The sequence below is a fragment of the Salinivibrio sp. AR640 genome (genome assembly GCF_001995405.1).
Classification (GTDB): domain Bacteria; phylum Pseudomonadota; class Gammaproteobacteria; order Enterobacterales; family Vibrionaceae; genus Salinivibrio; species Salinivibrio costicola.
On record NZ_MUFD01000027.1, the window covers coordinates 1 to 25,125 of the forward strand.

Consider the following 25,125-nt stretch of genomic DNA (forward strand, 5'->3'; position numbering starts at 1 on the left):
TTTGCTTGAGATATAACCCGGATATCCAGGTACAATATCAGCGCCTAATGGAAAACGGTAAAAGTAAAATGCAGGCTTTAGGAGCTGGAATGCGCAAGCTGGTACAGATTTGTTTTGGTGTTGTAAAACATCAAAGCGAATACCACCCGCAAGTGGTTACATAACCCTTTACGGATGGTTCGGAGAGATGGTATCTACACGTATTTTAACGTCTGTGGGGCTATCGGCGATGATGGCACAAAGCGTTAATATTGTGAGATTTATTATTCGGTTTTAAAATGGCCGATGGTGTCAGCCAATCGCGCAGAACGTTGGCTTAAGCCGGTGACGGTTTCTGCCGTGTCATGCGTACGTTGCGAGACAGTCTCTGCTGATTGTGCAATGTCTGTGATGCTTTCGCTAATCTCCGTTGTCACTTGCGTTTGCTGCTGTGTGGCATTGGCGATGTGTGAGGTCATTTGGTTTATTTCGGTAACCATGTTAGCAATATCAACCAGCGCGGCGTTGTTTTGCTGACAATAGTCCACACAGGCTTCTACGGTTTGGCTGGTGGTATCCATATCCGCCACCGCCGATTGCGTCTCTTGGCGCAATGCGGCAATTTTATCGCGAATACTTTCTGTTGAGTCCTGGGTGCGAGAGGCAAGGGTACGTACTTCTTCGGCGACCACACTGAATCCGCGGCCTTGTTCGCCGGCACGGGCGGCCTCGATAGCAGCATTTAATGCCAACAAGTTTGTTTGCTCGGCAATCGCTTGGATCACATCGAGCACGGTGCCAATTTCCTCACTTTGCTGCGATAAGCGGCTCATGGTCGCCGTGGCGGCGTCCATACTCGATGACAACGTGCGGATCTGTTCCACCAGATCGTCACCAATTTGCGAGCCTTTATTCACCGCTTGGGTGATATCGTCTGACGCGGTTGAGGCTTGATCGGCGTATTGCGCGACATCCGTGACCGATGTAGCCATTTCCGTCGCCGCTGAGGCCACTTGATGGGTATGCTTGACCTGGTCGGTAACGCGATCGTGCATGGTGACTACGTCTTGGTTAATATCGTTAGCGGCTTGCCCAAGTAATCCAGATGCTTGATGCGCTTCTTGGATCACGGTTTGGAAGCTGGCAAACATCTGATTGAGCGAACGGCCGAGCAGCGCCATTTCATCTTTACCTTTATCCGGCAGCCGTTGAGTTAAATCCTTGTCTTCGGCGATCGTCTTAATCCGTGTGGTCACCGCAATCATGGGTTTAGCAATATTGCCACCCAGTACATAACCAATCAGTATCGCGACACCCACCAGAACCAGCGATGTGAGCACGGTGGCGTTTAAAATAGTGTCTTTCATGGTCGTCACTTGGGCAAGCGCTTCTTGTTGACTAATTTGATTCACCAACGCCCAGCGCTTTCCAAATACATCAATCGGCGCATAAGCGGTATAAACGGTTTGGTTGCGGTAGCTTTTTTCTTCCCCCGTGCCTGTTTGGCCCGCGAGCGCCTGGGCCACACTTGGAGAATCGATTGGCATTTGTCCAGCCGCGGTGTCAGTGAAGTCGATGCGGTTAATCAAACCGGGTTTTACGCCATTGGTGCGTAACAAATTTAAATAGGCCGATTTATCTTCTTGTAACGCGCGTGCCTCGGTACGGAGAACCTTGTCTGGCCCCACCATAAACATTTCGCCCGTCTCACCAAATCCGGCAGATTGCCAGTGCCCTTGGCCACTTATGACACCGCTTAATCGTGCGATGGGCAGTTTAAAGATCAGCACCCCTTGTGTTTCGCCGTTTTCAACAATAGGGGTAGCGATAAATGAAGCTGGCTCGTCATAGCTGGGAAAATAAGGGCGATAATCAACAAAACTAATGTCGCCTGCTTGCGCGTCGATAGCCTCTAAAAACGCATCTCCCATCCCGCTGGTGGCGTAGGGACCGGCAAACAAACTGGTGCCAAAATCGATTTCTTTCGCCACCGAATAAACGATACGACCGTTCGCATCTGCTAATAAAATATCTTGGTAGCCAAAGGTCTCGGCAAAACGGTGATAGTTGGGATGGTACTGGGTGTGAACGTTATCGTAGGTTGACCCGTCATTAGTGGTAACTAACTTGTCTTTCTCGCCCAAAGGGTGCGGGCTACCACTGATGTAAAATTGTTGCAGTGTACGTGTGGCGGGGGCGAGCGCGGCGAGGTTGGAACGAGCGTTGGCATTCGTATCGTTAAGCGCCTGGTAGGCATTACCAAAGGTGTCGGTATAGTAATCCTGCAGGGCGCGGCGTGACGCGCGGTCGGTCCGTACTTCACGGCTGTAGCGTAAATAGGCCTGACTAAATGCGTTAACGGCATTTTCAGTCATGGTTGAATCGGCCATTGATGTCAACTGTTGACCGATAAATGAAAAATAACTGCTGAGCTCTGATTGTTTAGCTTCACGGACTGCTTTGAGCTGGCTAATGGCTTGATCTTGCATTTGGTCGCCAAACAATGCAGTGGTGCGATTGGCGAGCACTGCTGCGGTGGCGAGAATACAGATAACACAGGCGGAGATGATTGCCGCAGATACCTTTGTGCGAACTTTCATACTACTAAACTCCTGAACGTCGTGACGACGGTATCAAATGAGGGCACCGTAACGGTGCATGATGAAGAGGGTGGGGGCTTATTCAACGGGCCAACAGCATGCTCACACGGTCAGATCACACTCGAGCATGGCGACACTATGGTATTGGCCGAACTTTTCACCGACATCGTTAAGTTGGCCAACTTGCTGAAAGCCAAAACGACGATGAAGCGCCAGTGAAGAGGGGTTGGGGAGTGTGATCAGCGAGTAAGCACGGCGAAGATCTTGCTCTCGCATCCCCTCGAGCAAAGTGCGCATCAACTGTGAGCCGATACCGCGACCGCCGGCATCAGGCGCGGCGTAAATCGTGATCTCTGAGGCGATATGAAAAGCCTGTTTAGCGTTGAACGGCGTGTTATAAGCAAACCCAACGATTTGTTGATCTTGCTCTGCCACCCAAGCTTGATAGCGGGAGGACGGATCAAATTGCGCAAACCAATGTTCACGCTCTTGCTTTTGCCAAGGGGCTAAATCGAACGTGATCGCAGTGTGGGTGATGTAATAGTTATAAATGGTATTGATCGCGTCACAATCACGCAACTCCATGCGTCGAATAAGCATTTTCGCTTCCTTTTTGCTTTTTTGCGGCGCATAAGATATCGAAGTTCGTCCCATTCGCCAAGTATTGATGACAAATTGCTCATCTTTCGTTCAAACGCGTGGTACGCAAAAAATCAAAAATTGAGAGAAAACAAACTATCTCGTTATATTAATAAAAAAGGGATTGTGACGTGAAATTGTTCGGACTAGCATGAGATCTTCACTTCTCGGCATATAAGGACGCGTTTTGTCAGAGTTTAAAGCGACATCCATTTCTCCGGTCGGCCCGTTTTTCTCGCCTATGGTGCAGGGATACTGGCGATTAGATGATTGGCAGATGACCCCGCAGCAGCGGCTCAGTTTTCTCAAATCCCATATTGATTTGGGAATTACAACGGTTGATCATGCTGATATCTATGGAGATTATCGCTGTGAAACCTTGTTTGGACAAGCGGTAAAATTGGATCCGAGTGTGAGAAAATCGATCCAAGTTGTCTCCAAGTGCGACATTAAGTTGGTCAGCGAGGCGGCCCCTAATCGTAAAATTAATCATTATGACACCAGCTATCATCACATCCTGGAGTCGGTGGATCATTCACTGAAGCGTTTAGGGGTGGAAAAGCTCGACGTGTTATTGTTGCATCGCCCTGATGCATTGATGGACGCGGATGAAGTGGCAGAGGCGTTTACAACGCTTCGCTATCACGGAAAAGTCGCGCACTTCGGGGTATCAAACTTTACGCCGTCACAATTTGATTTATTGCAATCTCGCTGGGACGAATCGCTCGTCACCAACCAGGTTGAAATCAACCCGCTACGTTTTGATGTGATCCACGATGGCACGCTTGATCAGCTTCAGCGTCTTCAGATAAAACCGATGGCGTGGTCATGCCTTGCTGGCGGTGAATTATTGACGGGTGAGTCACAACAGGCTGTCCGTGTGCGCGAAACGCTTAGCACTATTGGTGAGGAGTTAGGCGGCGCGAGTATCGATCAAGTGATTTATGCTTGGGTGATGCGCCATCCATCGAAACCATTACCCATTATAGGCTCGGGGAACATTGAGCGAGTGAAAGCCGCTAAACAGGCTTATGATCTTAAATTAACGCGTGAGCAGTGGTATCGCATATGGGTCGCGTCGAAAGGGCATAACGTGCCTTAGAGCGACGGTGTTGGTCATTCGTGCGAAGGCGTTGATCAAGGGAAAAATCAACAGACGGTACGTGGTGCCGTCTTTTTATTTTTCGATGAGCAATGGCGACAAAAAGCGTTCAATCCATGGCTTTTCTGGCGCCTTGCTGGCAGGTTGACCGGTGGAGACGTCCTGTTTACCCGCCGGTAGCTGCTATTTTTTAGCCTGAGACATGGAGTGATGCGAGGTAAGCGCAGACACCTCTAGCATCGGTGCGGCATCAATATCGTCTGCATTCATCATTGATGAGATACGTTGGACAGAAGACAGCAGCAGAGATTGTTCCCACTCTTCTAGGCTTTGAAAGCGAGAGATAAAGTTCTCCTGCAGTGGCTTAGGGGCTTGTTCCAATGCCGCTTCTCCTTGTTCGGTCAGGTGTGCGTGCACTTTACGCTTATCAAGCTCGCTCCGGACACGCAAAATCAGCCCACGCTTTTCTAAGCGGTCCAAAATGGTGGTTGCTGTGGCCTGGCTCATGTTGGTATGGACAGATAACTTACGAATCGTCACTTGACCAAGCTCTTTAATCGCACGCATCAGTACCAATTGGGGGCCAGTGATCCCCGATACTTTGTTAAGCTTTCGTGAATGCAAATCGATTGCGCGTATAATTTGCCGCAATGCGACCAGTACTTCTTCGTGTTTTTCCATTACCTCACCTCCACCAGAAAAAATTGCCCCCGAAACTTACAATAACCACGGTTGTAGTGCAAAGGTATCGAGGGAAAAATCGATGATTTATGTTTGTTTCAACGAGCAAATAATCAACGTGCTTTCAGTCTATTATAACCATTAGAGTTCAAATTAAATCTAATTTATTGTTATTTTTGACTGTTTCAGTGAGTAAATGCAAAAAATGGCCTTTAGTCATCGGTTTACCTAAATAACAGGTCGGATGTGCATTGCAACGTATTGCCGTCAACCTTACACATAGCATAGCCATCACACTTCGCGTAATGAGAAAAATTCTTTGTTGCATTTCGTAACATTATGCTTAGAATTCTTTCGTACAAACGATAATGGTTATCATAACCGTTCATATAAGGCGAAGGACAACACGACTATGGAATTGACACCGTTTAAGCGCAACCTGATTGCGCTCTCACTATTTGCGGCCCCATTTGGCGCTAATGCGGCGACCCAACAAGAGGTCGTGGCACATTATGCAGACATTGCTCACGCCGTTTTTGCTGATGCTCACACAACCGCGGTTGAACTCGACAGTGCACTGAACGCTTTTATTGCCGAACCTTCTGAAACAACCCTTCAGGCAGCCAAAAAGGCGTGGCTAGATGCACGTGTGCCTTACCAACAGTCAGAAGTTTTTCGCTTTGGCAATGCCATTGTCGATGACTGGGAAGGACAGCTCAATGCTTGGCCCTTGGACGAGGGGTTAATTGATTATGTCGCGGATGGTTATCAGGCAGAACTCGGTAATGCCGGAGCGACAGCTAACATTATTGCGAATCAGCGCATTCAGATTGGCGCCACCGATCTTGATGTTGCTGACATCACGCCGACACTGCTGGCAAGTTTAAATGAAGTGGGCGGCTCAGAAGCCAATGTTGCATCGGGCTACCATGCCATCGAGTTCCTGTTGTGGGGGCAAGATTTAAACGGCACCAACGCAGGAGCCGGTGAGCGCCCTTATACCGATTTCGCCTATGGTGAAGCCTGTACCCATGACCATTGTGATCGTCGTCGTGATTACTTGAAAGCGGCTGCTGATCTATTGGTTGATGATCTGGCGTGGATGCGTGATCAATGGGCTGAGGGTAACAAAGATAATTACCGTGCGAGTCTGCTTGCCGATTCAAGTGAGAATGGCCTACGCAAAATGCTATTTGGTATGGGATCACTGTCGTTAGGTGAACTGGCGGGGGAGCGAATGAAAGTCGCGCTAGAAGCTAACTCAACCGAAGATGAGCATGACTGTTTTTCTGACAATACGCACAATTCGCATTTTTATAACGAGCAGGGCATTTACAATGTCATGACGGGGACATATCAGCGCGTGAATGGTAATACCTTATCGGGACCGTCAGTCCTTGATTTGGTTAGAGATAAAAATGCCGATGCCGCAGAGGCAATTAAAGCCAGCTTTGATCAAGCGCAGCAGCAAGTTAAAACCTTGGTTGTTTCTGCGGAGGACAACAACGTGTATTTTGATCAGCTGATTGCTGCTGGTAATAACGAAGGGAATCAACTGGTCAACGCATCTATCGCGGCGCTGGTGGATCAGACCAAGCATATTGAACAAGCGGCGCAAGTGATCGGTATTGATAACCTGAATCCAGACACCGCTGATCACCAATTCTAAACGACATATTACTTTAGTTAGCCCCGTGGTACGGGGCTTTTTGCCTTGTCAGGACACACTATGAAGCCCAATGTCATTGCTTACCTTAACGTGACATGTCTTACTTTTTTGGTGACCACCTCCGCACTTGCATTCGAGCGCACATCCGGTGGGGGAACAACCGTTATCAAGGAAGGACCGAACGCCTTTTCCCAACCTGCCGCTAACCTGCCGATGAGTGAGCGCATTGATTTCAGTGTCGGTAATAGCTTTTTTCGTAATCCTTGGGTCAGTTCACCGGCATCAACGGATGCCCGTGATGGCCTTGGCCCATTATTTAATACTAATGGCTGCCAAAATTGCCATATCAAAGATGGGCGAGGTCATCCTCCATCGCCAGGTGATATCAATGCCGTTTCCATGTTGGTTCGGCTGAGTGTGCCAGCGATGAGTGAAGCGGAAAAACAAAAGCTGATCCAATATGGCAATATTCCAGAGCCCAATTATGGCGGTCAACTTCAAGATTTTTCCTTACCAGGCGTCAAGCCAGAGGGCAAAATAGCAATCAGCTATCGCGAAGTACCGGTGACCTTTGAAGACGGTGAGACTGTGACATTACGCCAGCCAAACTTAGCTATTACAGACCTTAATTATGGTCCGATGGCAGAGAATGTGCAGCTGTCAGCGCGGATTGCACCACCGATGATAGGTCTTGGGCTACTCGAGTCGATCCCCGCTGAGGCGATCTATGCGTACGCCGATCCTGAGGATGCCAATGGCGACGGTATTTCCGGGCGCCCCAACCAAGTGTGGGATATCGACACACAGCGTACCGCACTGGGGCGGTTTGGGTGGAAAGCCGGATTACCCAACGTGAATCAACAAAATGCAGCCGCTTTTAATGGTGATATCGGGCTAACAACCTCGATGTTCCCTCATCATAACTGTATGCCGTCGCAGTCGGTGTGCGACGATATGCCCAATGGCGGCGATCCCGAAGTGAGTGATAATATTCTCGACTTTGTTGAATTTTATGCTCGCCATCTCGCGGTTCCCGCGCGTCGTAACATCCAAGACTCGCAAGTCCAACGAGGGCAAGAGATGTTTGTTAATGCTGGATGTAACGCTTGTCACGTTGAGTCGTTCACAACAGCAAAACGTCCTGATCTGGCGGCACTGAGTGAACAAGAAATTCACCCCTATACCGACTTACTGTTACACGATATGGGAGAAGGACTAGCGGATCACCGTGGTGAGTTTATTGCGAACGGCCGAGAATGGCGAACGGCACCACTTTGGGGTATTGGTTACACCAAAGAGGTTAATGCTGATGGTACCTACTTACATGACGGCCGCGCCCGAACGTTGATGGAAGCCGTTTTATGGCATGGTGGCGAAGCCGATGGCGCCAAACAGCGTGTACTGGCGATGCCAAAAGCGGACCGTGATGCACTGATTGCATTTTTACGTTCATTATAAAAACACTTATTATAAAAACACCATGCTGGAGTCTTGTGGTATGCGTTTTCGATTTAATCCTATTGTGGTGCTTACGCTCAGCGCCACCGTGTTGCTCGGCGGATGTTTGTCTCAAGCTGAGACAGGGCCTAATCATGGCCTTTGGCAACTACAAAAACAAAGAAGCGAACAGTTCCTCTCTGCAACCAAGGCGCTTGCGCAGACCACGCAATCGGTTTGCTCGCAGGGCACGGATGTGGATAAGGCGCGTCAAGCATGGAAGAAGGTTATGGCCGCTTGGATGCCTTTACAAGGCGTGGAAAAGGGCTCAGAGCAAGCCTTGGCACAAAGTTGGCGGATTCAGTTTTATCCTGACAAAAAGAATACCACCGGACGGAAAATGAATGCCTTGCTGGCCAGTGATACTACCTGGACCGCGGATGCATTAGCGGATCAAAGTGTGGCCGTGCAAGGTGTCGGCGCGATGGAATGGTTGTTGTATGATCGCCAAGCGGATTTAACTCAGCCAAAACACTGCGAAGTAGCCATGGCCGTCAGTGGGCGTTTGCAGCAAAGTGCAACGGCATTAACCCTAGCGTGGCAGAAAAATCCGTGGTTAGGGATGCCATCTTCGATGGCCACGGCAGAAAAACTTGGCGCACTGACACATCAGCTCGATTATGTGCTTAAAAAGCTTGCCGGCCCTTTGGGCAAACCTGGTTTTCCTAACCCCTACCAAGGAGAAGCCTGGCGATCGCGGCACTCTCTAACACTATTAAGCGAGAGCATTCAAGCGATGCAAGTTCAATATCACGCTGAAGGTGGTATCGAGCAAGCGCTACGCGAGCGAGGCAACCATAAGGTAGCCGATCGTGTTAGCGAGCATTGGCAACTCGCCTATGACAGTGTGCCCAAAGACGGTGAGCCGCTGTTTGATAGGCTCAACAGCGTACCGGGTTACCGTGACATGCTCACCGTCTATAACAATCTGGAATATCTAAAACTCGTGTTGGGTGGCCAAGTCGCACAAGATTTAGGCATAGTTGTGGGGTTTAATGCAACCGATGGCGATTAGTCAGAAACGCCGCCGTTTACTCAAGGCGGCGCTAATGGGCGCGGCTTTACCCACCGTCGTAAATACACTGAGTGGTTGTCGTGGTAATACCGCAGCAGCGCGGTGTGAGCTACTGGGCTGTGCGCTGAGTCGTGATGGCTCTTTCGCGGTGGTTGGCGCTGATCCGTCTGGGCAACCCGTTTTCCGCCTACCATTGCCCGATCGGGGTCATGGTGTCGCCGCTCAGCGACGAGAGGTTGGAACGCTAGGGGTGGCATTTGCGCGCCGGCCTGGTGATTTTATGCAGGTGTTTGACTACCAACGTGGAGTGACGTTGTCACGGATAAGGGCCGCTTCCGATCGTTATTTTTATGGACACGGCGCCATTTCTGATGATGGAAAATGGTTATATACCACCGAGGGTAAACGGCAAACCAGCGAAGGTGTGATCGGTGTTTACCAATTAACCGCGCAGGGGCAGGTAAAAAAAGTGCGTGAAATAAGCGGCTTTGGCATTGGTCCTCATGAGTTAGCGCTGGTGGATACTAACACGTTAGTCGTGGGTGTCGGTGGCATGCATACTGATGGACGCACAGTGTTAAACATTGACGCTATGTCACCGGCACTGGTCTATATCGATATCGACAGTGGCAAAGTGATCGAGCGCGCTGAGCTTGCAAATAAGAAGCTCAGTATTCGTCATTTAATGGTGTCAGATGAGGGTTATGTGGTGACAGGTCAGCAATACCATGGTGCTGATAACGCCCCCCTTGTCGCGATTCATCGCCGTGGTGAGCCGATGAAAATGTTGAATGCTTCACCAGAGCAGTGGTCGCGTTTTAATAACTATGTTGCCAGTATTGCTACCCTCAATGGTTGGATTGTCGCCACGTCGCCCCGTGGCAATTGTTATGGTATTTGGTCGTTAAATAGTGGCGAGTTACTTGGACTGCATCCGCTGATAGATGCTTCTGGCGCGAGTCGCGATGGTGATGTGATTAACCTCAGTGCGGGTAGCGGTAAAATGGTGACGCTAAATAATGCACACCATCCGGATTATAAAATGACGCCAGTCCGATGGGATAATCACTGGATAACCTTAGTGTAATGAATACATGATAATGTTCTAAACGGCAGTCAATTTTGGCTGCCGTTTTTGTTTCAATACCTTGCGTTGTGATGAGGAAAAACAGACGTTAATTTTGCTTCTTTGCAGTAAAACTTTGCCATAATCATAACAGGGATGAGGAGGGGCGTATGATGAGAAGGCACGATGCCTGGTTGGCTAACCTTCTGATAGTGTTTTGCTTTTTGGTAAAGCCAGTGATGGCCAATAACGCCAGTGAAACGGGGGGAGTACGGTTACTGACTGAACCGCAGATCTCGGGGAAAAGAGTGCCTGATGATCAAACTGTATCGGCGGATGTTCATCGCCAGCGAGCCTACCAGTATGCGCGCGATTGGCTTGAATCGGCGGCACCGGATGCGACCGTATTGGCCTATCCCCAAGCGCTGACTCAAGACTACCTGGATAATGGATTTTCGTTGATTTGGACACAAGATGCGGCGCGAGATGAGTTAGAAACGCAAGTGAATGTGATTTCACTGGCTGGCTTTAGTCCTGAGTTTGAATGGCGAGCATGGCAATTGCGGCAACTTCGTCAGCAGCCCAGCGATGCGGCCTATGATATTTTTGCTACCGATACCGCCTATGCGCTGCTTCGCTATTTAAGTGTGATCCCCGATAAAGGAATGCAATGGTTTTTTGGCGCGTCTCATCGCACCCCCTTGCCAGCTCCCTCATCGCAAAGGCGTGCTGCGTTATTTAAGGCAGGACTTAACGGGTCACTGGCTCCGTTTTTGCGGCAGCGGCGTCCACAACACTCGCAATACGATGCATTAGTAAAACAAATTGTTCGCTTACAAGAGCAGGCACAGTCGGTTTGGCCAACGATTCAGGCTGAGAACGTCATATACCCGGACCAAGCGATTGCGACAACGTTAGCGCTTAACTTGGTGGATAATCTGAGGCTACAGGGGTTTTGGGGCAGCTCTGAGCGCTTGGAAGCGATAAATGGCGACACTGTGCGCTACGGTGGTGACTTGCTTCGTGCAGTTGAACGCTTTCAGCAACAGCATGGTTTATCCATGGATGGCATTATCGGCCCAGCAACCGCGAAGTGGTTAAATTTGGACCCACAAGCACGGATTCGGTTATTGGCACTTAATGCAGAACGGTTGCGGTTGTGGCCTAACGATAATCCCAATCGAATTGTGGTGAACATTCCCGATTATCGCATGCATGTATGGCATGACGATCGAAATGTATTCGAAAGTAAAGTGGTCGTTGGTCGACAATCAAGGCGTACGCCGCTGTTTACGTCGCAACTTGATTCGGTAGTGCTGAACCCCAGCTGGAATGTGCCTCGTAGCATTGTGCAAAAAGATATCTTGCCCAAACTGGCGGATGACCAGCAGTATTTGTCTCGCAATCAGTATCGCATTTTGCCTAACTGGCAAAGCAACATCGCTATCGACCCGAGTACGATTAATTGGCAAACCGTGAACGACGACGGCTTCCCTTATCGATTGCAACAGGCACCGGGCCAAGGCAATGCATTAGGAAAGTACAAGTTTAACACTCCAAATAGAAACGCCATTTATTTACATGACACGCCGGCACAAAGCTTATTTAGTCGCTCGCGCCGCGCGTTTAGTTCTGGGTGTATTCGGGTGGAGCAGGCCGAGCAGTTGGCGGATTTGGTGCTGGATTTGTCCGGGAAACAGTTGGCTAACTACCAAGGGTATTTGGATAAAACACAAACTAAGTGGGTGTCGTTGCAAACGCGCCTTTCCGTACAAACCATTTACCAAACAGCATGGGTCACTGAAGACGGCAAGCTCGCGTTTCGCGATGATGTATATGCCTATGATAGTCATGCCGAACGACAAATCACCACTCAGGAGCCGAGCTACTTAACCCAGCAACGTGATATATCCTCATCACGGTCACAGTAGTCTCAATCACGATCACAAGAGTTGACAGTCATAGCCCCGCGCCATCAAGACAGAGAGCGCGGGGCTTTGTTTGTTCACCGCGACGCTTATTCACTGCAAGGTACTCACAGCGAGGTTTAGTCACAAGTAGAGGTTGGGGGAGTGGTTAGATGTGGCGCAATATAGCGTTGGTAGCGCTTGGGTTTTAAACGCTTGAGGTCGACTAAAACCAGTCCATCAATGCAGTCGGCGAAATCAGGATCAACACCAAAGTCTAAGAATTGTACGCCGCCAGGCTCACATAGCTCACTGTACTGCTTATAAAGCGTTGGGATCCCGACGCCAAGGTGATCGAGTAACATTTTTAGCTTTTTCAGATCGCGCGCATAGTCGTTGCCACAAAAGTGGTCGAGCAACTCACTTTGTTTACTTTCGGCGAGTTGATACGGTCGTTTCGATCGCGCACAGCGGTTGTCGCCACGAAAGTAGGTGCGATAAAAGAAGATCAGTAGCTCTTTAGCGGGTTGTGGCATCGCGTTGCTGATAGTGACAGGCCCGAATAAATAACGGTACTGTGGGCGATTAGCGAGTAGGGCGCCAATGCCTAACCATAAATAATCGAGGCTTCGTTTTCCCCAATATTTGGGCTGAACAAAACTACGGCCTAGCTCTAATCCTTGGTCAAGAAAAGGCTGCATCCCTTGTTCATAATCGAACAAGCTTGCGCTATAGATCCCTCCAAGCCCTTGATGAGCCAGAGTGGCTTGGGTATCACATAAGCGGTATGCACCGACGATATCGAGCTCAATCGGATCCCACAAGACCAAATGCCAATAGTATTGGTCGTATTTATCAAGATCACGCCGCTGTCCGGTGCCTTCCCCAACAGCGCGGAACGCGACCTCACGTAAACGACCTATTTCGCGCATCACCGGCGAATCGGCTTGATAGTCGAGTAAATAAATGAGTTTACCATCGGGTGTCTGTCCGAGTTGCTCGCCGAGTGCAATTGCATGCTTGAGCGCCAGTCGTGGCTCCGGTGAGGCAATCGCAGTTTCGGTGGGAAATAAGCCTTGCTTACGCTTGGCGATCCGGTAGAGGTGTTTACGAAAGAGTTTAACCCGTGTTTTTACCGGAAGGTTCGCGCTGGCACTGTAACTGTGGTGTGGGATCATTTCGCCCACGGTGAAGGCGATGGTGTTGTTCTCTTGTCGAAACATCTCTTCAACCAGTAACAAAGTCGACAAAGGTTTATAGACCATTGACGCACCATAAAAACGGGCAGAATTTCGCCCGTCGACATGAATCGGCAAAATAGGGGCGTTTGATTTACTCGCCATACGTAAGAAGCCAGAGTGCCAAACACCGTCTCGAATTCCTGTTGGTGCGACGCGCGAAACCTCACCGGCTGGAAAGATAATCAAAGCGCCATCACGCTCTAGCCACTGTGTGATTTGTTGTAGATTTTGTTTAGGCGTTCGGCCTCCCATATTGTTGACTGGCAACAGACAACTGTGAAGTGGGCCGACTTGCATGAGTAATTCATTGGCAATAACTTTAACGTCTGGACGCACTGAGCGTACGAGTTTAAGCAGCGCCAAGCCATCCAGTGATCCGATTGGATGATTGGCGATAATCACCACCCGTCCAGATTCCGGGATCCGCTCTTTTTCTCTATCGCTGACCCGATAGCTAAAGTTAAAATAATCCAGCACCTGTTCAACAAACTCGAATCCTTGTAGATGCGGGTAGCGTTCAGCAAACGCTTGAAACTCCTGCTCATGAAGTAAACGCTTTAACGTTTTACTGACGGGGCGCATGAGCCAACCGCGCTGTTCTAACCGGGGGTAATGCGACGATAATACTTTATCAATATCTAACATAAGCAGCCCTGCATACAATAAAGCGCACCTGAAAGGTATCCAGGTATCCTTATCTCAGCCTAGAGCGTGAAGGTGACATCTCCTTGGCAGCACAGTTGCAAACTGATGACAGCATGGCATAGTGAGGCCCGTATTTACGTCGTTATCGGCGGCTACCGCACTTATACAAAAGGAAGGCTAACTGTATGGCGTTGCATTATGAGATTGTGCCGGTCACGGCATTTCAACAAAACTGCTCGATTATTTGGTGCGATCAAACTCAAGACGCAGCGATCGTCGACCCAGGTGGTGACGTGGCTAAAATTCGCCAAGTGATTCATTCACTCAATGTCACCGTGACGAAAATCCTTCTTACTCACGGCCATTTAGATCATGTGGGTGGCACAGTAGAATTGGCTAACGCGCTTGATATTCCGGTGATTGGTCCGCACAAAGAAGATGCATTTTGGTTACAAGCCTTACCGGCGCAGGCACAAATGTTTGGTTTTGCCCACGCCGAGCCGTTCGAGCCGGATCAGTGGTTAGTGCAAGGTGATACGGTCACCGTCGGCAAGCATACTTTGTCGGTCTTATTTACCCCCGGGCATACGCCAGGACATATTGTCTTTGTGGATGAAGAAAGCCGTACCGCATGGGTAGGCGATGTGTTATTTAACGGTGGTATTGGCCGTACCGACTTTCCAAAAGGCGATCACGCGACCTTGATTGACGCCATCAAGAACACGCTGCTTCCGGTGGGAGATGATGTGACTTTTATTCCCGGCCACGGACCCACCTCAACGCTGGGCCATGAGCGTAAAACTAATCCTTTTCTTACCGGTGCTTTCTAACGCTTGTCAATAAACTGGCTTGTACTCAGAGTACGGGCCAGCTTGTTTGTTTAGAGCCTGTTTGTTTAGAGCTTGTTTGTTTAGAGCCTGTTTGTTTTGTTTAGAAGAGCCTATTTATCCCAAGACCATTATTGCGTACTGGCAGCAGCCAGATAGCGTCTTGTCACTCCGATAAAGTCTTCTAGGGGGCGATCGAGTAAGTCTTCGCTGATAAAAATGTCATAACCTAACAATTCGCGCATATATCGCATACGATTGGCCAACATCGCCATCAGACCTTTATAAAGCACACCATTGGCACCACGATATGGGGTGTCATCAAACATCATATCTTCCAATGGCTTACTGGGTTTGCTGCCCGCACGACGGTAAGCTGTAATCAGTAATGCCCGTTGAGTCATGATGATATGAGTCACCATTCTCAAGCTAATACCATCTAATAATGCATCATAGTGTTTGATTTTAATCCCCATCCAAGGCAGTGGCTCGCCAAGGCCTTGCGGATAGATTTGAGGGATCCCTATCGTGTCAATATGGCGCCATTTGAGTGCCCAACCGCCACGAAAGCTGTGATGCTGTATATGCATAAATGAGAGCGAAAACGACAGTTGTACGCGCTGCAGAAGTTTATGCATGGCATATAAAATTGCGCCGATAGCGATCAGGCCGATAATGCCTTGCCCAAGTGACAAGGAGGGTTGGATTAAAAAAAAGCATACCAATGCAAATGCGACAACCATTGCGATTAGCATGCTCCATCGCGCCGCTTCAAATTGGGGCGGGTAGATTTTTATTGTCTTGAGTGCATCCATAATCTTCCATTCCACGCCATAGATAAAGCGGCGAGTACAAGCGTTTAGCCACGATTTACCTTGTAAGTGTACGATGAAAGTGTCTGATTAGTTTGCCTAAAAAACACCGAATAGGTAAACATTTGTCGCTGAATGTCACGAACTTTGCACCGACTAAGGGACGCTTACCTACAAAAGTGAGCTGAAATTTGGTATAACACGCGCTTTGTTTTTCACCCGCTGCTTTCAGCGAGCCTGAACGTAGTGCGTCTGAGTAGGATGATTGAATGAAAATTTCTCACAAACGTAAAGTACAAGGTAAACTCAACAAGCGTGTTAAGGCATCGTCGCCAGCGCGTCAACGTCCCGTAAAAGCGAAACCCGCGGTAGCGGCTAAACCGGCGGTAGACTCTGCAGCAAAAGCGCCCGTTGTGGATACCGTTTCGTCATTCACCCCTAAGCAGCAGCAAGTACTAGACATCGTTAAAGCCAACCCTGAAGGGATCAACCCGAAAGGCATTGGTCTGGCTGCAGGACAAGAAGACAGTAAAGCCGCTTCTTGGGCGACAGGTGCGTTGAAAAAATTGACCGAAGAGGGCGCAGTCGAGCGTGTTCAAATGGCCGCCAACAAGGTGATTTACAAAGCATCTTGATCAGTGTTTGCTCATCCGCTTAAGTCGTATGATTTGTCTTTGTACTTAAGCGGGTGTTCGATAATACCGCCTATCAGTTACTTCATTTTACACATGCTAAGAAAATCGGTTTCTTTTCAACTATTTGTTTTCTTTGTGTTAAAAAAGCTTTTCGAAATAATCGTGTTACGTGTATAAAGCATGATCGAGTGCAAAATACTGTATAATCTTCCAGACATCTTTTTAAAACTGCTTATAGTGGGTGTATCCGCTTAGGTTTTAGTCTGGAGGTAAGCCATGGATGCGCTGTCAACCCAGCTGAAAATACCCACAGAGGTTGTTTTCGATTACACGCATTTTTTGTGTGAAAGCCAGCAGTCCAATTGGACTTTTTTCGATATTTTTCGAAGCTTGTTGCCCATGTTTAATACTGTGCTTGAGTATCAAGCGGGTGGCGATCAATCACCACTAACCGCTCAAGAGCGCCTACAGCAAGACGCCGCGCGTGTGATGTCAGTGCGTCATACCGATACATCCAATTTGGTTCAACTGGCCGGTTTGGCTCGTGCGCAAGGGATTAAAGAACTCACTGTATTAATGCCTTATGCATTAGAGTATCGGCAAATGGAGTCGATAAGCCAACAAGCAGGTGCACAGCTTGAATACAGTAATGAAAACCGCGAGTGGGTTAGATTTACTTTCATCTCTGACGCGGATACTTGCCTGCACTGAAGCGCGTACTAATGACGTTGTGCCAATGTTGGATCGACGCGTGCAATCCACTGCTGATTGTGTTCGTAACAGGTTAAACGTGTCAATGTGGGTGTAAACGCAATGATCGCGCATGACGTATCTGCGGCCATTGCGGCGTCAATCAGTGCTTCATCGTCAAACCCATGCCGACGATAAATCATTCTTACCTGATTGGTATTAATTCCCCAATGACTAAGCTGCTCGGCGTTCAATGAGCGGGGTGGATTAATGATCGTGATCCACTTTTGCTGTCGTGCTTTGAATGCTAACGCCTGTAACACTGACAGCCAATGGGCATTGATGGGTGTCTGTGCGTTCAACGCAGAGGAATAATAGCTTCCGTCACGCATCTGTACTGACGTTTGCGTCGTTGCTTGATTTGACTCATTAGACATCGCGTACATAAAGCACCTGTATATATGATCATTACTGTATGTATAAACAGTACTTGTTTGTGGACTGCCTCGCAAGTTACTCGTTGACTAATTTGTGATCAGGATCGTGAACAATTTCCACCCGTTTTTAAGCAATTGCTAATGAGATTGATTTAATAACTTGTTAAACTGGCCGCTTTTCATCTTCTCGGAGAAACCATGGAGCAAGAATTTTGGCATCAGCGTTGGGCTGAAAATCAAATAGGGTTTCATCGGGACAGTGTGCATCCAATGCTTATGCGTTATTGGTCAACACTTTGTCCAATGCCCGATGAGACAGTATTGGTGCCTTTGTGTGGCAAATCCATCGATTTAAACTGGCTTGCGGAAAAACACGAACATGTGATTGGTGTAGAACTGAGTGATATCGCGGTACGGGCCTTTTTTTCAGAAAACCTGTATACCCCGCAAGTTCACCGTGCGCCGTCGGGTCATACACATTATTGTTTCGATGAGTTGGATCTGATCAGTGGTGACTTTTTTACCGCACGTTTGAGCCCGACTTCGCTGATCTACGATCGTGCCGCTTTGGTGGCGATGCCACCGTCGATGCGGGATCAGTATGTGCATCGTGTGCGTGATCTTTTAGCGCCGGGAGGCCGCCTATTACTGATCACCTTGTTTTATCCGCAGGCCGATGATAATCCGCCGTTTTCCATCGATACGTCGATAGTGGAAGAGGCGTTTTCAGGGCTCGATATTAGGTTGTTAGAGACGCAAACCGAGCCAGAGGGTGACCGAGGAGAGCAAGTCTGGTTGATAAAAGCCAACGCTTCGTGCTCGGTTTGGTAGAGCCATGCTCGGATAGCGCCGCTTTGCGCTAGACGGTTTTGACTCGAGGTTGATTAGACTGTCGTGATTCCCAGTGGGTAATAAAAAAAACGGCTGCGATAATAATTCCTGCGCCTAGCCATAGCCGGCCAGGTGGAATCCAGCTGAATACTAGCCAACCAAAGAGGATGTTCAGCGGCAGTTTAGCGTGATCAAACGGCTGAACAAACGAGGCATCTGATACGGCATAGGCTTTGGCTATTGCCCACTGTGCGAGTGCGGTGAGCATTCCGGCACCGAACAACATCCACCATGCCATTGCAGATGACGGCAGTGTCCAGTCAGGCACGGCCAAGAGTAGATTAAATGGGGTGATCAACAAAAGGAGGTAAACGACCATCGTGGTCGGTGGATCGTAGGCTGATAACCGTTTCACCATTAATGAATAGGTCGCCCAAAAGAAAGCGGCGCCTATCGGCAGTAACGTTGCCCATGTAAAACCATTTGACCAAGGTTCTAGGATAATCATCGCGCCACAAAAACCCGCAAGTGTGGCCAAGCTACGTGCAATACCAACCCGTTCACGAAGAAATAGCCCTGATCCTATGGTTGCAAACAGCGGTGATGTCATTAGTAGGGCTATGCCTTGCCAAATGGGAACCGGATAAGCGAGCGCCCATAGCCAAAGTTGGATCCCAATAACAGAAATAAACACCCGCAAACAATGTTGCCCAAGGTGCTGGGTTTTTAAAGATTGACGAATCCCCAGTTGCTTTAACCAGGGGATCATGGCCACTAAGGCAATGGCATATTGAATAAAAGCAACGGTCGTCGAAGGCAAGCCCAACTTGAAGCTAACATATTGAGAAAGGCTGTTGACTAATGCGAAGCATAAGCCTGCCGTGAGCATCCAGGCCGCGCCTTGGAGGGGATGATGAACTTGTTTCATTACCGTGACAATCCGAAAAAAGACGTACGGATAGTAGCGCAAATTAGGCCTCAGAGCGATCAGAAATCCCCGCTGAGGCCAAACGCATCATGTGGTTAAGTTGAAAGGGTCGAATAGACGAAAGGAATATCAGGATCCATCGCGTCCAATGTGGCTTGGGTATCGGTCAGATGACTCACCGTACTGTTTGTCATCTCGGCTAGCGCCACCGCCCGAATGTCGTCCCAGTGATAGCCGGCCATATTGGTCGCAATGAGCGCCACTTGAAGCGGGGGTAAACTCGGGTTAAACGCTGCATTTTCGGCATACATCCCAGAGAAAAAAGCCCCATCAGATGTTTCAACGGCCACGCCGCTGTAGTTACCCGAATACGGTGCATGACTTCGGTTCGCTGCATCGGCGGCAGCTTTGAGTAGTGGGATATCAATATCGTCTGTGAATAACTGGTGTGGCGCGTCAGTTAATAAACGTGATTCCACTCCCAAATCGGCAGGACCAAAGGACTCTGGTAAATACGTATGTAACGGTTTGGGATCCGTTTTTGGTAGCTGAATGGTGAGTGATTCTGCACCGTTTAGCTCATTCATAAACTGACGGCAATGACCACATGGGCTGTAGTTGATCGTGATATCGGTTAAGCGAGTTGCCCCTTTGGTCCACGCATGGGCAATCGCGCATTGCTCGGCGTGAATGGTTTGGCCTAGTTGCACCCCTGTGAACTCAATATTGGCTCCCAAGTATAGGGTGCCATCTTCGCCACGAACGATGGCGCCAACGTTAAACGTTGATATCGGAGTCACCGCATAAGCCGCCGCTATTGGCAATAGAGTAAGACGCAATGCGGCGCCAGATAGGCCACTTTCGGCTTCCATTTGCGCCACTTGCTCTGGTGAAAATGTCGCACCAAAGTGTGTGTCAGTTATCCAATCAGAGACAACGCGTTGTAATGCGTCGGGCAATTGTGTCAGTGCATCGGTTAGTGCAGTTCGCATAGCATCACTTCTTAGTCATTAACGGAGGCTCAGTGTAGGGAAGCACCTCTGATAATTATGTGATTAGAGTCACGCATAATATGCAAGACCGATTTCGTTGCTGAAAGTTAGAGTGACATCAATATTTTTATGCTTAAAATGCAGTCGCTATGAACGCTATGAACGCTATGAACGCTTTGATAGGCGGTGGTGGCAGGGATTATTCAGGTTGCCAGTCCACGTAAGGGCGATGAACTTTTCGATAAGCTTTCTCCAATTGCCCACTGTTGCGAAGGCGAGTAATCAATGTCGTTAGGTAAGCATCAATTGGCTTTCCTTGCTCGCCTTTGGGAATCACAAATACATCTTGTAAGTCGGCAAAGTGCGCACGATGAATATGTGTTAATCCCAATTGTTTAAGTATCATGTCGGCCTCTTCCTGAGCCCAAACAAAGCCATCAATACGACCTGCTGCCAGCCGAAGCAATGACTGTTTGATACCATGAGAGCGTGCAACGTTAAACGGCATGTAATAAGGCACGGCTTCTATGTTATAGCGTTCCGGTTCGGCCCAAAGCTCATCGACAGGTAACGGATTATTCTTATTTGTGTATAAAACATGGGTAACATCACCAAATGATTCGCGACTAAACGCAAACGGTAGATCGGTAACAGTACTCGGAGGGCGAACGGCAGGTAACATCATATCTGCACGGCCTTGTACGATGCCATTAATCGCACGATGAATGGGAAATACCTCGATCTCAATGTGAGTATTCGGGTCTTGGTCATCAAGAAAGTGAACAAAATCGACGAAAGGGCCTGATTGGTCAAGGTTGATCAGGCCTGGAAGCTCTCCCATATATAGCTTGATGACGTGGTTGGACTCGCTTCTAGCAACAGCCGATAAACTAATAAATATAGATATCATGGCGGCAATAACAATTGATCTGGCGAGCATGAACCTTCCTTACTGACTCGAATAGGCACGTGACTTAGCTTGTGTATTTCAGCGCCCAAAAAACATCAAAGCTGTGCACTAGGTGAGTAACGCAGTAATGCCAATAATGAGGCTTGCGGTCGCAATCAACACAATAAGCGGTTTTGTAATGCTAAAAGAGGGATCCCCTAATGCCGGTGATTGCGTTGCCGGAGGTGGGGTGAGATCAGGTTGATTTTCCGCCGGTGTGGTTGGCCGTTGCGCAAAGGTTTGTTGGGGTAAAGCAACACGAAAACCAAACTCGCCAACCACGTCAAAGGGCAAGCACTTTTTACCGTTGCGGTAAGACTTAGCCATGAGCGAAGTGACCACACTTTGGTGTTGTGCAAAAGAACTGTCGGGTAATGCGACTTGTTTAAACAAGGTGCGACTTGACAACACCTCGCCTGCGTAATAACAAAGCATTTCGAGCATTCGTGATTCTTCATACGACAAAACCGTGATTGCCTGATCCGTCCAATACAGTGTGCGGCTCTCTGGCTCAAAATCTACTTCAGGAAAACGGTAACAGCGTGTATTTACTTTTGTTGTCATCATCAAGCCCACTCCAAACGACAGCTTTTATAAAAGTGTGGACTCAAATCACAGAACTGCAACTCGTTAGCATGTCTTTTTTGGGTCTAGTTATGCAGGCATGATGTTGAATTTTCTGATTTTATAAGGAATAACAATAGATTAAAAAAAGCACAACCGCTATGGCGCCATAACGGTTGTTGAACCTATCGAAAAACACGACATCGTATATCGAGGCTAACCGACTAATGATTCGACGTAATGGTAAACCGCTTTTAAGATACGGACCTTGTGCTCATCCGCCTGATGATGATCCGCCAGTTGCTGTAGGTTGTCCATGTACGTGGGAAGGTGTGTTTCAAAATAATCGCGGCGGTGCATAAACCATTTTTTTTGTTCATCGTCAGTAAGTGTCCACGGATAGTTGCGGGCACGATAACGAAACAACAGAGGTTTGATGCGCCAATCGTCGACACTCAAGTCAATCCCGGCAAGGTTTTCTGGATCTTGCGCGCGGATAATGTCCATCGCGCTGCGATCACTTTTTGAAAAAAAGCCAGCATACAGTGCGTTATCAACATCTTGATTGTCAAAGGGCTTGGATTGCGCGAAGACAGCCACCAGCTTCTCTCGGATTTCGGGCGCCGCCTTTAGTGCTTTAAGATGTTGAAGACATGCTTCTCTATCCACGCCAAGACGCGCGGCATCGTCAGGACGAAGTACTTTGGCATCGGCTAAGACCGGGCATTTATTGATATGGATAAGCTTTAATGGTGCCGGCAATTGGTCGTCACTCAATGCTTGACGAGGAGTATATAAACGCTCACGGAGGGCATCGGCATCAAGCGCGAATAAAGGTGAAGGATCGCGGGCAAGATCAACGGTGATCACGGCATTGGGGTTGTCAGGATGCCATGCCACTGGCACAACCCAACTGGTGTTGCCTCGCTCGGTGCCAAACATACCTGAGACATGTACCAGTGGTGTCATGTTGACCACGTCAATCAGGTGCTTAATTTTATTCTTATGGCGGTGAGTGAGAAGGTAATCAAACAACCGGGGTTGCGCGGCTTTCACTTTTTTCGCTAACTCAATGGTCGCGTGCACATCCGCCATGGCGTCATGCGCATCACTGTGTTCAATGCCATTGGCGACGGACAAGTTTTCTAACTTAAAACTGGGCTTACCGTTTTCGTCATGTGGCCATTCAATCCCTTCCGGCCGCAACGCATAACAAGCGCGCATCACATCGAGTAAATCCCAGCGCGAGTTTCCGTTTTGCCAGCTCCACCCATATGGGTCAAAAAAGTTACGATATAAGGTATAACGTGTCACTTCGTCATCAAACCGAACATTGTTATAGCCAATTACACAGGTGTTCGGTTGGGACAGAGCCGCATGGATTTGGGCAATAAACTCGGGTTCGGGCAGCCCTTTTTTCAGTGCGAGTTGCGGGGTAATGCCTGTGACCAAACAAGCTTCTGGGGCCGGCAAGTAATCATTGGGGGGCTGACAAAATAGCACCAGAGGCTCGCCAATAATATTAAAATCACTGTCGGTGCGAACGCCAGCAAATTGGCAAGGCCTGTCTTTACCCGGATGGGTACCGAACGTCTCAAAGTCGTAAATAAAAAAGGTTGGCTGGTCCGCGTCTGTCACAATCGAATCCAATTTGATCAAACAAAAGAAAGCAGAGTCAATACCCTGCGATAAGTGCTCATGGTAACACTGGCAGGACGTATCACCAATCCTGTCGGTGATAAGATCAAATGCATCAAAGCCTGCAACGAGGCAGGCTCTGATCAATCATTTACAAACAAAGACGCATTAAGAGGTAAGGCGCTTCAGTGTTTGCTTCGCCTCGTCGATGGCTTTTGTCGCGCTTTCTTCGCCCATAGCGAGGCCTTCTGCATAGACAAACTCAACATCTGTGATCCCAATAAAGCCAAGCACCGTTTGCATATATCCGGTGACATGATCCGTGTCTCCTCCTTTATGCATCCCCCCTCGTGTGGTGACCACAATGGCGCGCTTACCGGTTAGCAGGCCTTCAGGCCCGTTTTCGGTATAGCGGAACGTTACCCCTGCACGGGCAACCAGATCAATCCATGCTTTTAACTGCACGGGGATGGTAAAGTTATACATAGGTGCCGCGATCACTAGGGTATCGCTTTGTTGTATTTCTTCAATCAGTTGGTCCGATGCTTGTTGCACCTGTTGTTGCGGCTCGGTGAGCTCGTCTGCGCCACGCAAACCACCGACGTTATTTCCTGTTAGCGTAGGCAAAGGAGTCGCCGCCAGATCGCGCTCAATCAGCGTCTCTGGAGACAGGGAATCCACTACACTGTCAATGACTGCGTTTGAGCTAGAGTAGGGGCCGAGAATGCTTGATTTTAAGACCAGCGCTTTCATATATTTCTCCTTAAAATGGGTTGGCGTGATTCAGCACACGTTAGAGTGTAGAGAAACGACACGGTAAAACCAGCGTATAAATTCGTTAAACTTGTTCAAAATTTTTGTTGGGCCCGGTTATTTCTCACGGTAGCGTTGCGCTGAGTGAATAGGGGCGTATGATGTCGCCCGATAGTCGTCCAGAATGTAAAAATAATGTTATAATGCTCGTTGTGTTGATAAAAAACGAAGATCAAGAACGGCAAAGCGCCCGATCAAATCACAAGTCGGTCACTTGTGGGACACAACGGGATTTGAGGAAATGTGCGTGAAAAACTTATTTATGTTAGACGTGGACGGTACGCTGGTAGACAGCTGCCAAATGGACCACGAGTGTTTCAGCCAGGCGATTGATGAAGTCACAGGTTTAGCGGTTCCAGATAATTGGGGAAGCTACACCAATGTGACCGATGCGGGGATCATCGAAGAGTTAATCGACACCCATGGACTCAACCATGACAAGATCAGGCTGTTTAGAGAGATCAAACAGGTGTTTAGGCAAAAATTGGCGGTTAGGATTGCAGAGAAAGGCTTAGCGCCAATTCCCGGCGCGGTGGAATTTGTAGAACACATGCGCCATGTGCCCTCGGTTGAATTAGCCATTGCCACCGGCGGGTGGGAAGAAACCGCACGGATGAAGTTAAAAGCGGCAGGTTTTAATATCGACGGCATTGTATTTTCATCTTGCTCCGATGCCATGAGCCGGAGTGAAGTCATGGCGTTGGCGGCATTTCGAGCCAAACAAGATTACGGTGTGTATTTTGATCGTCGAATCTATTTCGGTGATGGTGTACGGGATAAGCAAGCCACGCAATCACTGAACTATGAATTCGTCGCGGTGGGTGACAAGGTAGAGCACGAGGTGCGGGTGAATCACTTTATCAATCCTCAAGCAATTCTTGGTAAGTTAGGGATTGAGGAAGCTGAGCGTCAATACGCTTAATCCCTCTCGCCCCACATATGCACAACAAGCCGGTTCAGTCTATGAA

General features: G+C 48.6%; 23 protein-coding genes. 11 read left to right on the plus strand and 12 right to left on the minus strand.

Annotated elements, in window-relative coordinates; translation table 11 throughout:
* Positions 1 to 263: 263 nt before the first annotated feature.
* The gene (locus BZG75_RS12605; protein WP_077577184.1) at positions 264 to 2,579 is read right to left on the minus strand and encodes a methyl-accepting chemotaxis protein; all 2,316 of its coding nucleotides are present in this window, start codon (positions 2,577 to 2,579) and stop codon (positions 264 to 266) included.
* Between the two features lie 102 nt (positions 2,580 to 2,681).
* A complete protein-coding gene (locus BZG75_RS12610) occupies positions 2,682 to 3,179 on the minus strand; it encodes a GNAT family N-acetyltransferase (RefSeq protein WP_077577185.1) in 498 nt (165 codons plus the stop codon).
* A gap of 280 nt (positions 3,180 to 3,459) precedes the next feature.
* Between BZG75_RS12610 and BZG75_RS12615 the strand changes: the two genes are divergently transcribed.
* Positions 3,460 to 4,320 (plus strand): aldo/keto reductase, encoded by an 861-nt coding sequence (locus BZG75_RS12615; RefSeq protein ID WP_077577206.1) that lies wholly within the window; start codon positions 3,460 to 3,462, stop codon positions 4,318 to 4,320.
* A gap of 183 nt (positions 4,321 to 4,503) precedes the next feature.
* Here the strand turns inward: BZG75_RS12615 and BZG75_RS12620 are convergent, their stop codons facing one another.
* A complete protein-coding gene (locus tag BZG75_RS12620) occupies positions 4,504 to 5,001 on the minus strand; it encodes a MarR family winged helix-turn-helix transcriptional regulator (protein WP_077577186.1) in 498 nt (165 codons plus the stop codon).
* A gap of 412 nt (positions 5,002 to 5,413) precedes the next feature.
* Between BZG75_RS12620 and BZG75_RS12625 the strand changes: the two genes are divergently transcribed.
* The 5 genes from BZG75_RS12625 (at position 5,414) to BZG75_RS12645 (ending at position 12,179) form a co-directional block, all read left to right on the plus strand.
* Positions 5,414 to 6,670 (plus strand): imelysin family protein, encoded by a 1,257-nt coding sequence (locus tag BZG75_RS12625; RefSeq protein WP_077577187.1) that lies wholly within the window; start codon positions 5,414 to 5,416, stop codon positions 6,668 to 6,670.
* 60 nt (positions 6,671 to 6,730) lie between these two features.
* Positions 6,731 to 8,128 carry a di-heme oxidoreductase family protein gene (locus BZG75_RS12630; protein ID WP_077577188.1) on the plus strand — a complete coding sequence of 466 codons (1,398 nt, stop codon included), beginning with the start codon at positions 6,731 to 6,733 and terminating at the stop codon, positions 8,126 to 8,128.
* A 40-nt stretch (positions 8,129 to 8,168) separates the two neighbouring features.
* The gene (locus tag BZG75_RS12635) at positions 8,169 to 9,182 is read left to right on the plus strand and encodes an imelysin family protein (RefSeq protein ID WP_158009989.1); all 1,014 of its coding nucleotides are present in this window, start codon (positions 8,169 to 8,171) and stop codon (positions 9,180 to 9,182) included.
* Complete coding sequence (locus tag BZG75_RS12640) at positions 9,163 to 10,269, plus strand: DUF1513 domain-containing protein (RefSeq protein WP_077577190.1); 1,107 nt, start codon at positions 9,163 to 9,165, stop codon at positions 10,267 to 10,269. The genes BZG75_RS12635 and BZG75_RS12640 overlap by 20 nt, the downstream gene beginning before the upstream one ends.
* Positions 10,270 to 10,418: 149 nt before the next feature.
* Entirely contained in the window at positions 10,419 to 12,179 is a 1,761-nt protein-coding gene (locus BZG75_RS12645) for a L,D-transpeptidase family protein (RefSeq protein ID WP_077577191.1), read from the plus strand.
* Between the two features lie 116 nt (positions 12,180 to 12,295).
* Here BZG75_RS12645 and BZG75_RS12650 read toward each other — a convergent pair whose 3' ends face one another.
* Positions 12,296 to 14,041: a GNAT family N-acyltransferase gene (locus BZG75_RS12650; protein ID WP_021023616.1), complete on the minus strand. Its 1,746-nt coding sequence runs from the start codon at positions 14,039 to 14,041 to the stop codon at positions 12,296 to 12,298.
* A 185-nt stretch (positions 14,042 to 14,226) separates the two neighbouring features.
* Here BZG75_RS12650 and BZG75_RS12655 point away from each other — a divergent pair, with 185 nt between their 5' ends.
* A complete protein-coding gene (locus tag BZG75_RS12655; protein ID WP_077460613.1) occupies positions 14,227 to 14,871 on the plus strand; it encodes an MBL fold metallo-hydrolase in 645 nt (214 codons plus the stop codon).
* 128 nt (positions 14,872 to 14,999) lie between these two features.
* Here BZG75_RS12655 and BZG75_RS12660 read toward each other — a convergent pair whose 3' ends face one another.
* On the minus strand, positions 15,000 to 15,683 hold the full coding sequence (locus BZG75_RS12660) for a DUF2982 domain-containing protein (protein ID WP_077577192.1): 684 nt from the start codon (positions 15,681 to 15,683) through the stop codon (positions 15,000 to 15,002).
* A 266-nt stretch (positions 15,684 to 15,949) separates the two neighbouring features.
* Here BZG75_RS12660 and BZG75_RS12665 point away from each other — a divergent pair, with 266 nt between their 5' ends.
* Both BZG75_RS12665 and BZG75_RS12670 read left to right on the plus strand, forming a co-directional pair.
* A complete protein-coding gene (locus BZG75_RS12665) occupies positions 15,950 to 16,315 on the plus strand; it encodes a hypothetical protein (protein WP_021023613.1) in 366 nt (121 codons plus the stop codon).
* Positions 16,316 to 16,591: 276 nt separating this feature from the next.
* Complete coding sequence (locus BZG75_RS12670; RefSeq protein ID WP_077577193.1) at positions 16,592 to 17,026, plus strand: hypothetical protein; 435 nt, start codon at positions 16,592 to 16,594, stop codon at positions 17,024 to 17,026.
* Between the two features lie 8 nt (positions 17,027 to 17,034).
* On the opposite strand, the gene BZG75_RS12675 is transcribed toward BZG75_RS12670, so the two are convergent.
* Positions 17,035 to 17,442, minus strand: a complete 408-nt coding sequence (locus BZG75_RS12675) for a hypothetical protein (RefSeq protein ID WP_131825143.1) — start codon at positions 17,440 to 17,442, stop codon at positions 17,035 to 17,037.
* 198 nt (positions 17,443 to 17,640) lie between these two features.
* Between BZG75_RS12675 and BZG75_RS12680 the strand changes: the two genes are divergently transcribed.
* Positions 17,641 to 18,273: a thiopurine S-methyltransferase gene (locus BZG75_RS12680; protein WP_077577195.1), complete on the plus strand. Its 633-nt coding sequence runs from the start codon at positions 17,641 to 17,643 to the stop codon at positions 18,271 to 18,273.
* A 28-nt stretch (positions 18,274 to 18,301) separates the two neighbouring features.
* Here the strand turns inward: BZG75_RS12680 and BZG75_RS12685 are convergent, their stop codons facing one another.
* The 6 genes from BZG75_RS12685 to BZG75_RS12710 form a co-directional block, all read right to left on the minus strand.
* On the minus strand, positions 18,302 to 19,201 hold the full coding sequence (locus tag BZG75_RS12685) for a DMT family transporter (RefSeq protein WP_199878897.1): 900 nt from the start codon (positions 19,199 to 19,201) through the stop codon (positions 18,302 to 18,304).
* 95 nt (positions 19,202 to 19,296) lie between these two features.
* Complete coding sequence (gene cdd / locus BZG75_RS12690) at positions 19,297 to 20,193, minus strand: cytidine deaminase (protein WP_077460607.1); 897 nt, start codon at positions 20,191 to 20,193, stop codon at positions 19,297 to 19,299.
* Between the two features lie 199 nt (positions 20,194 to 20,392).
* Positions 20,393 to 21,133 (minus strand): ABC transporter substrate-binding protein, encoded by a 741-nt coding sequence (locus tag BZG75_RS12695; RefSeq protein ID WP_077460606.1) that lies wholly within the window; start codon positions 21,131 to 21,133, stop codon positions 20,393 to 20,395.
* 78 nt (positions 21,134 to 21,211) lie between these two features.
* Positions 21,212 to 21,709, minus strand: a complete 498-nt coding sequence (locus tag BZG75_RS12700; protein ID WP_241824054.1) for a hypothetical protein — start codon at positions 21,707 to 21,709, stop codon at positions 21,212 to 21,214.
* 213 nt (positions 21,710 to 21,922) lie between these two features.
* Positions 21,923 to 23,344 carry an exodeoxyribonuclease I gene (sbcB, locus tag BZG75_RS12705; RefSeq protein WP_077460666.1) on the minus strand — a complete coding sequence of 474 codons (1,422 nt, stop codon included), beginning with the start codon at positions 23,342 to 23,344 and terminating at the stop codon, positions 21,923 to 21,925.
* A 168-nt stretch (positions 23,345 to 23,512) separates the two neighbouring features.
* Complete coding sequence (locus BZG75_RS12710) at positions 23,513 to 24,097, minus strand: FMN-dependent NADH-azoreductase (RefSeq protein ID WP_077460605.1); 585 nt, start codon at positions 24,095 to 24,097, stop codon at positions 23,513 to 23,515.
* Between the two features lie 307 nt (positions 24,098 to 24,404).
* On the opposite strand from BZG75_RS12710, the gene BZG75_RS12715 reads away from it, so the two are divergent.
* Complete coding sequence (locus BZG75_RS12715) at positions 24,405 to 25,079, plus strand: HAD family hydrolase (protein WP_242413604.1); 675 nt, start codon at positions 24,405 to 24,407, stop codon at positions 25,077 to 25,079.
* Positions 25,080 to 25,125 lie beyond the last annotated feature (46 nt).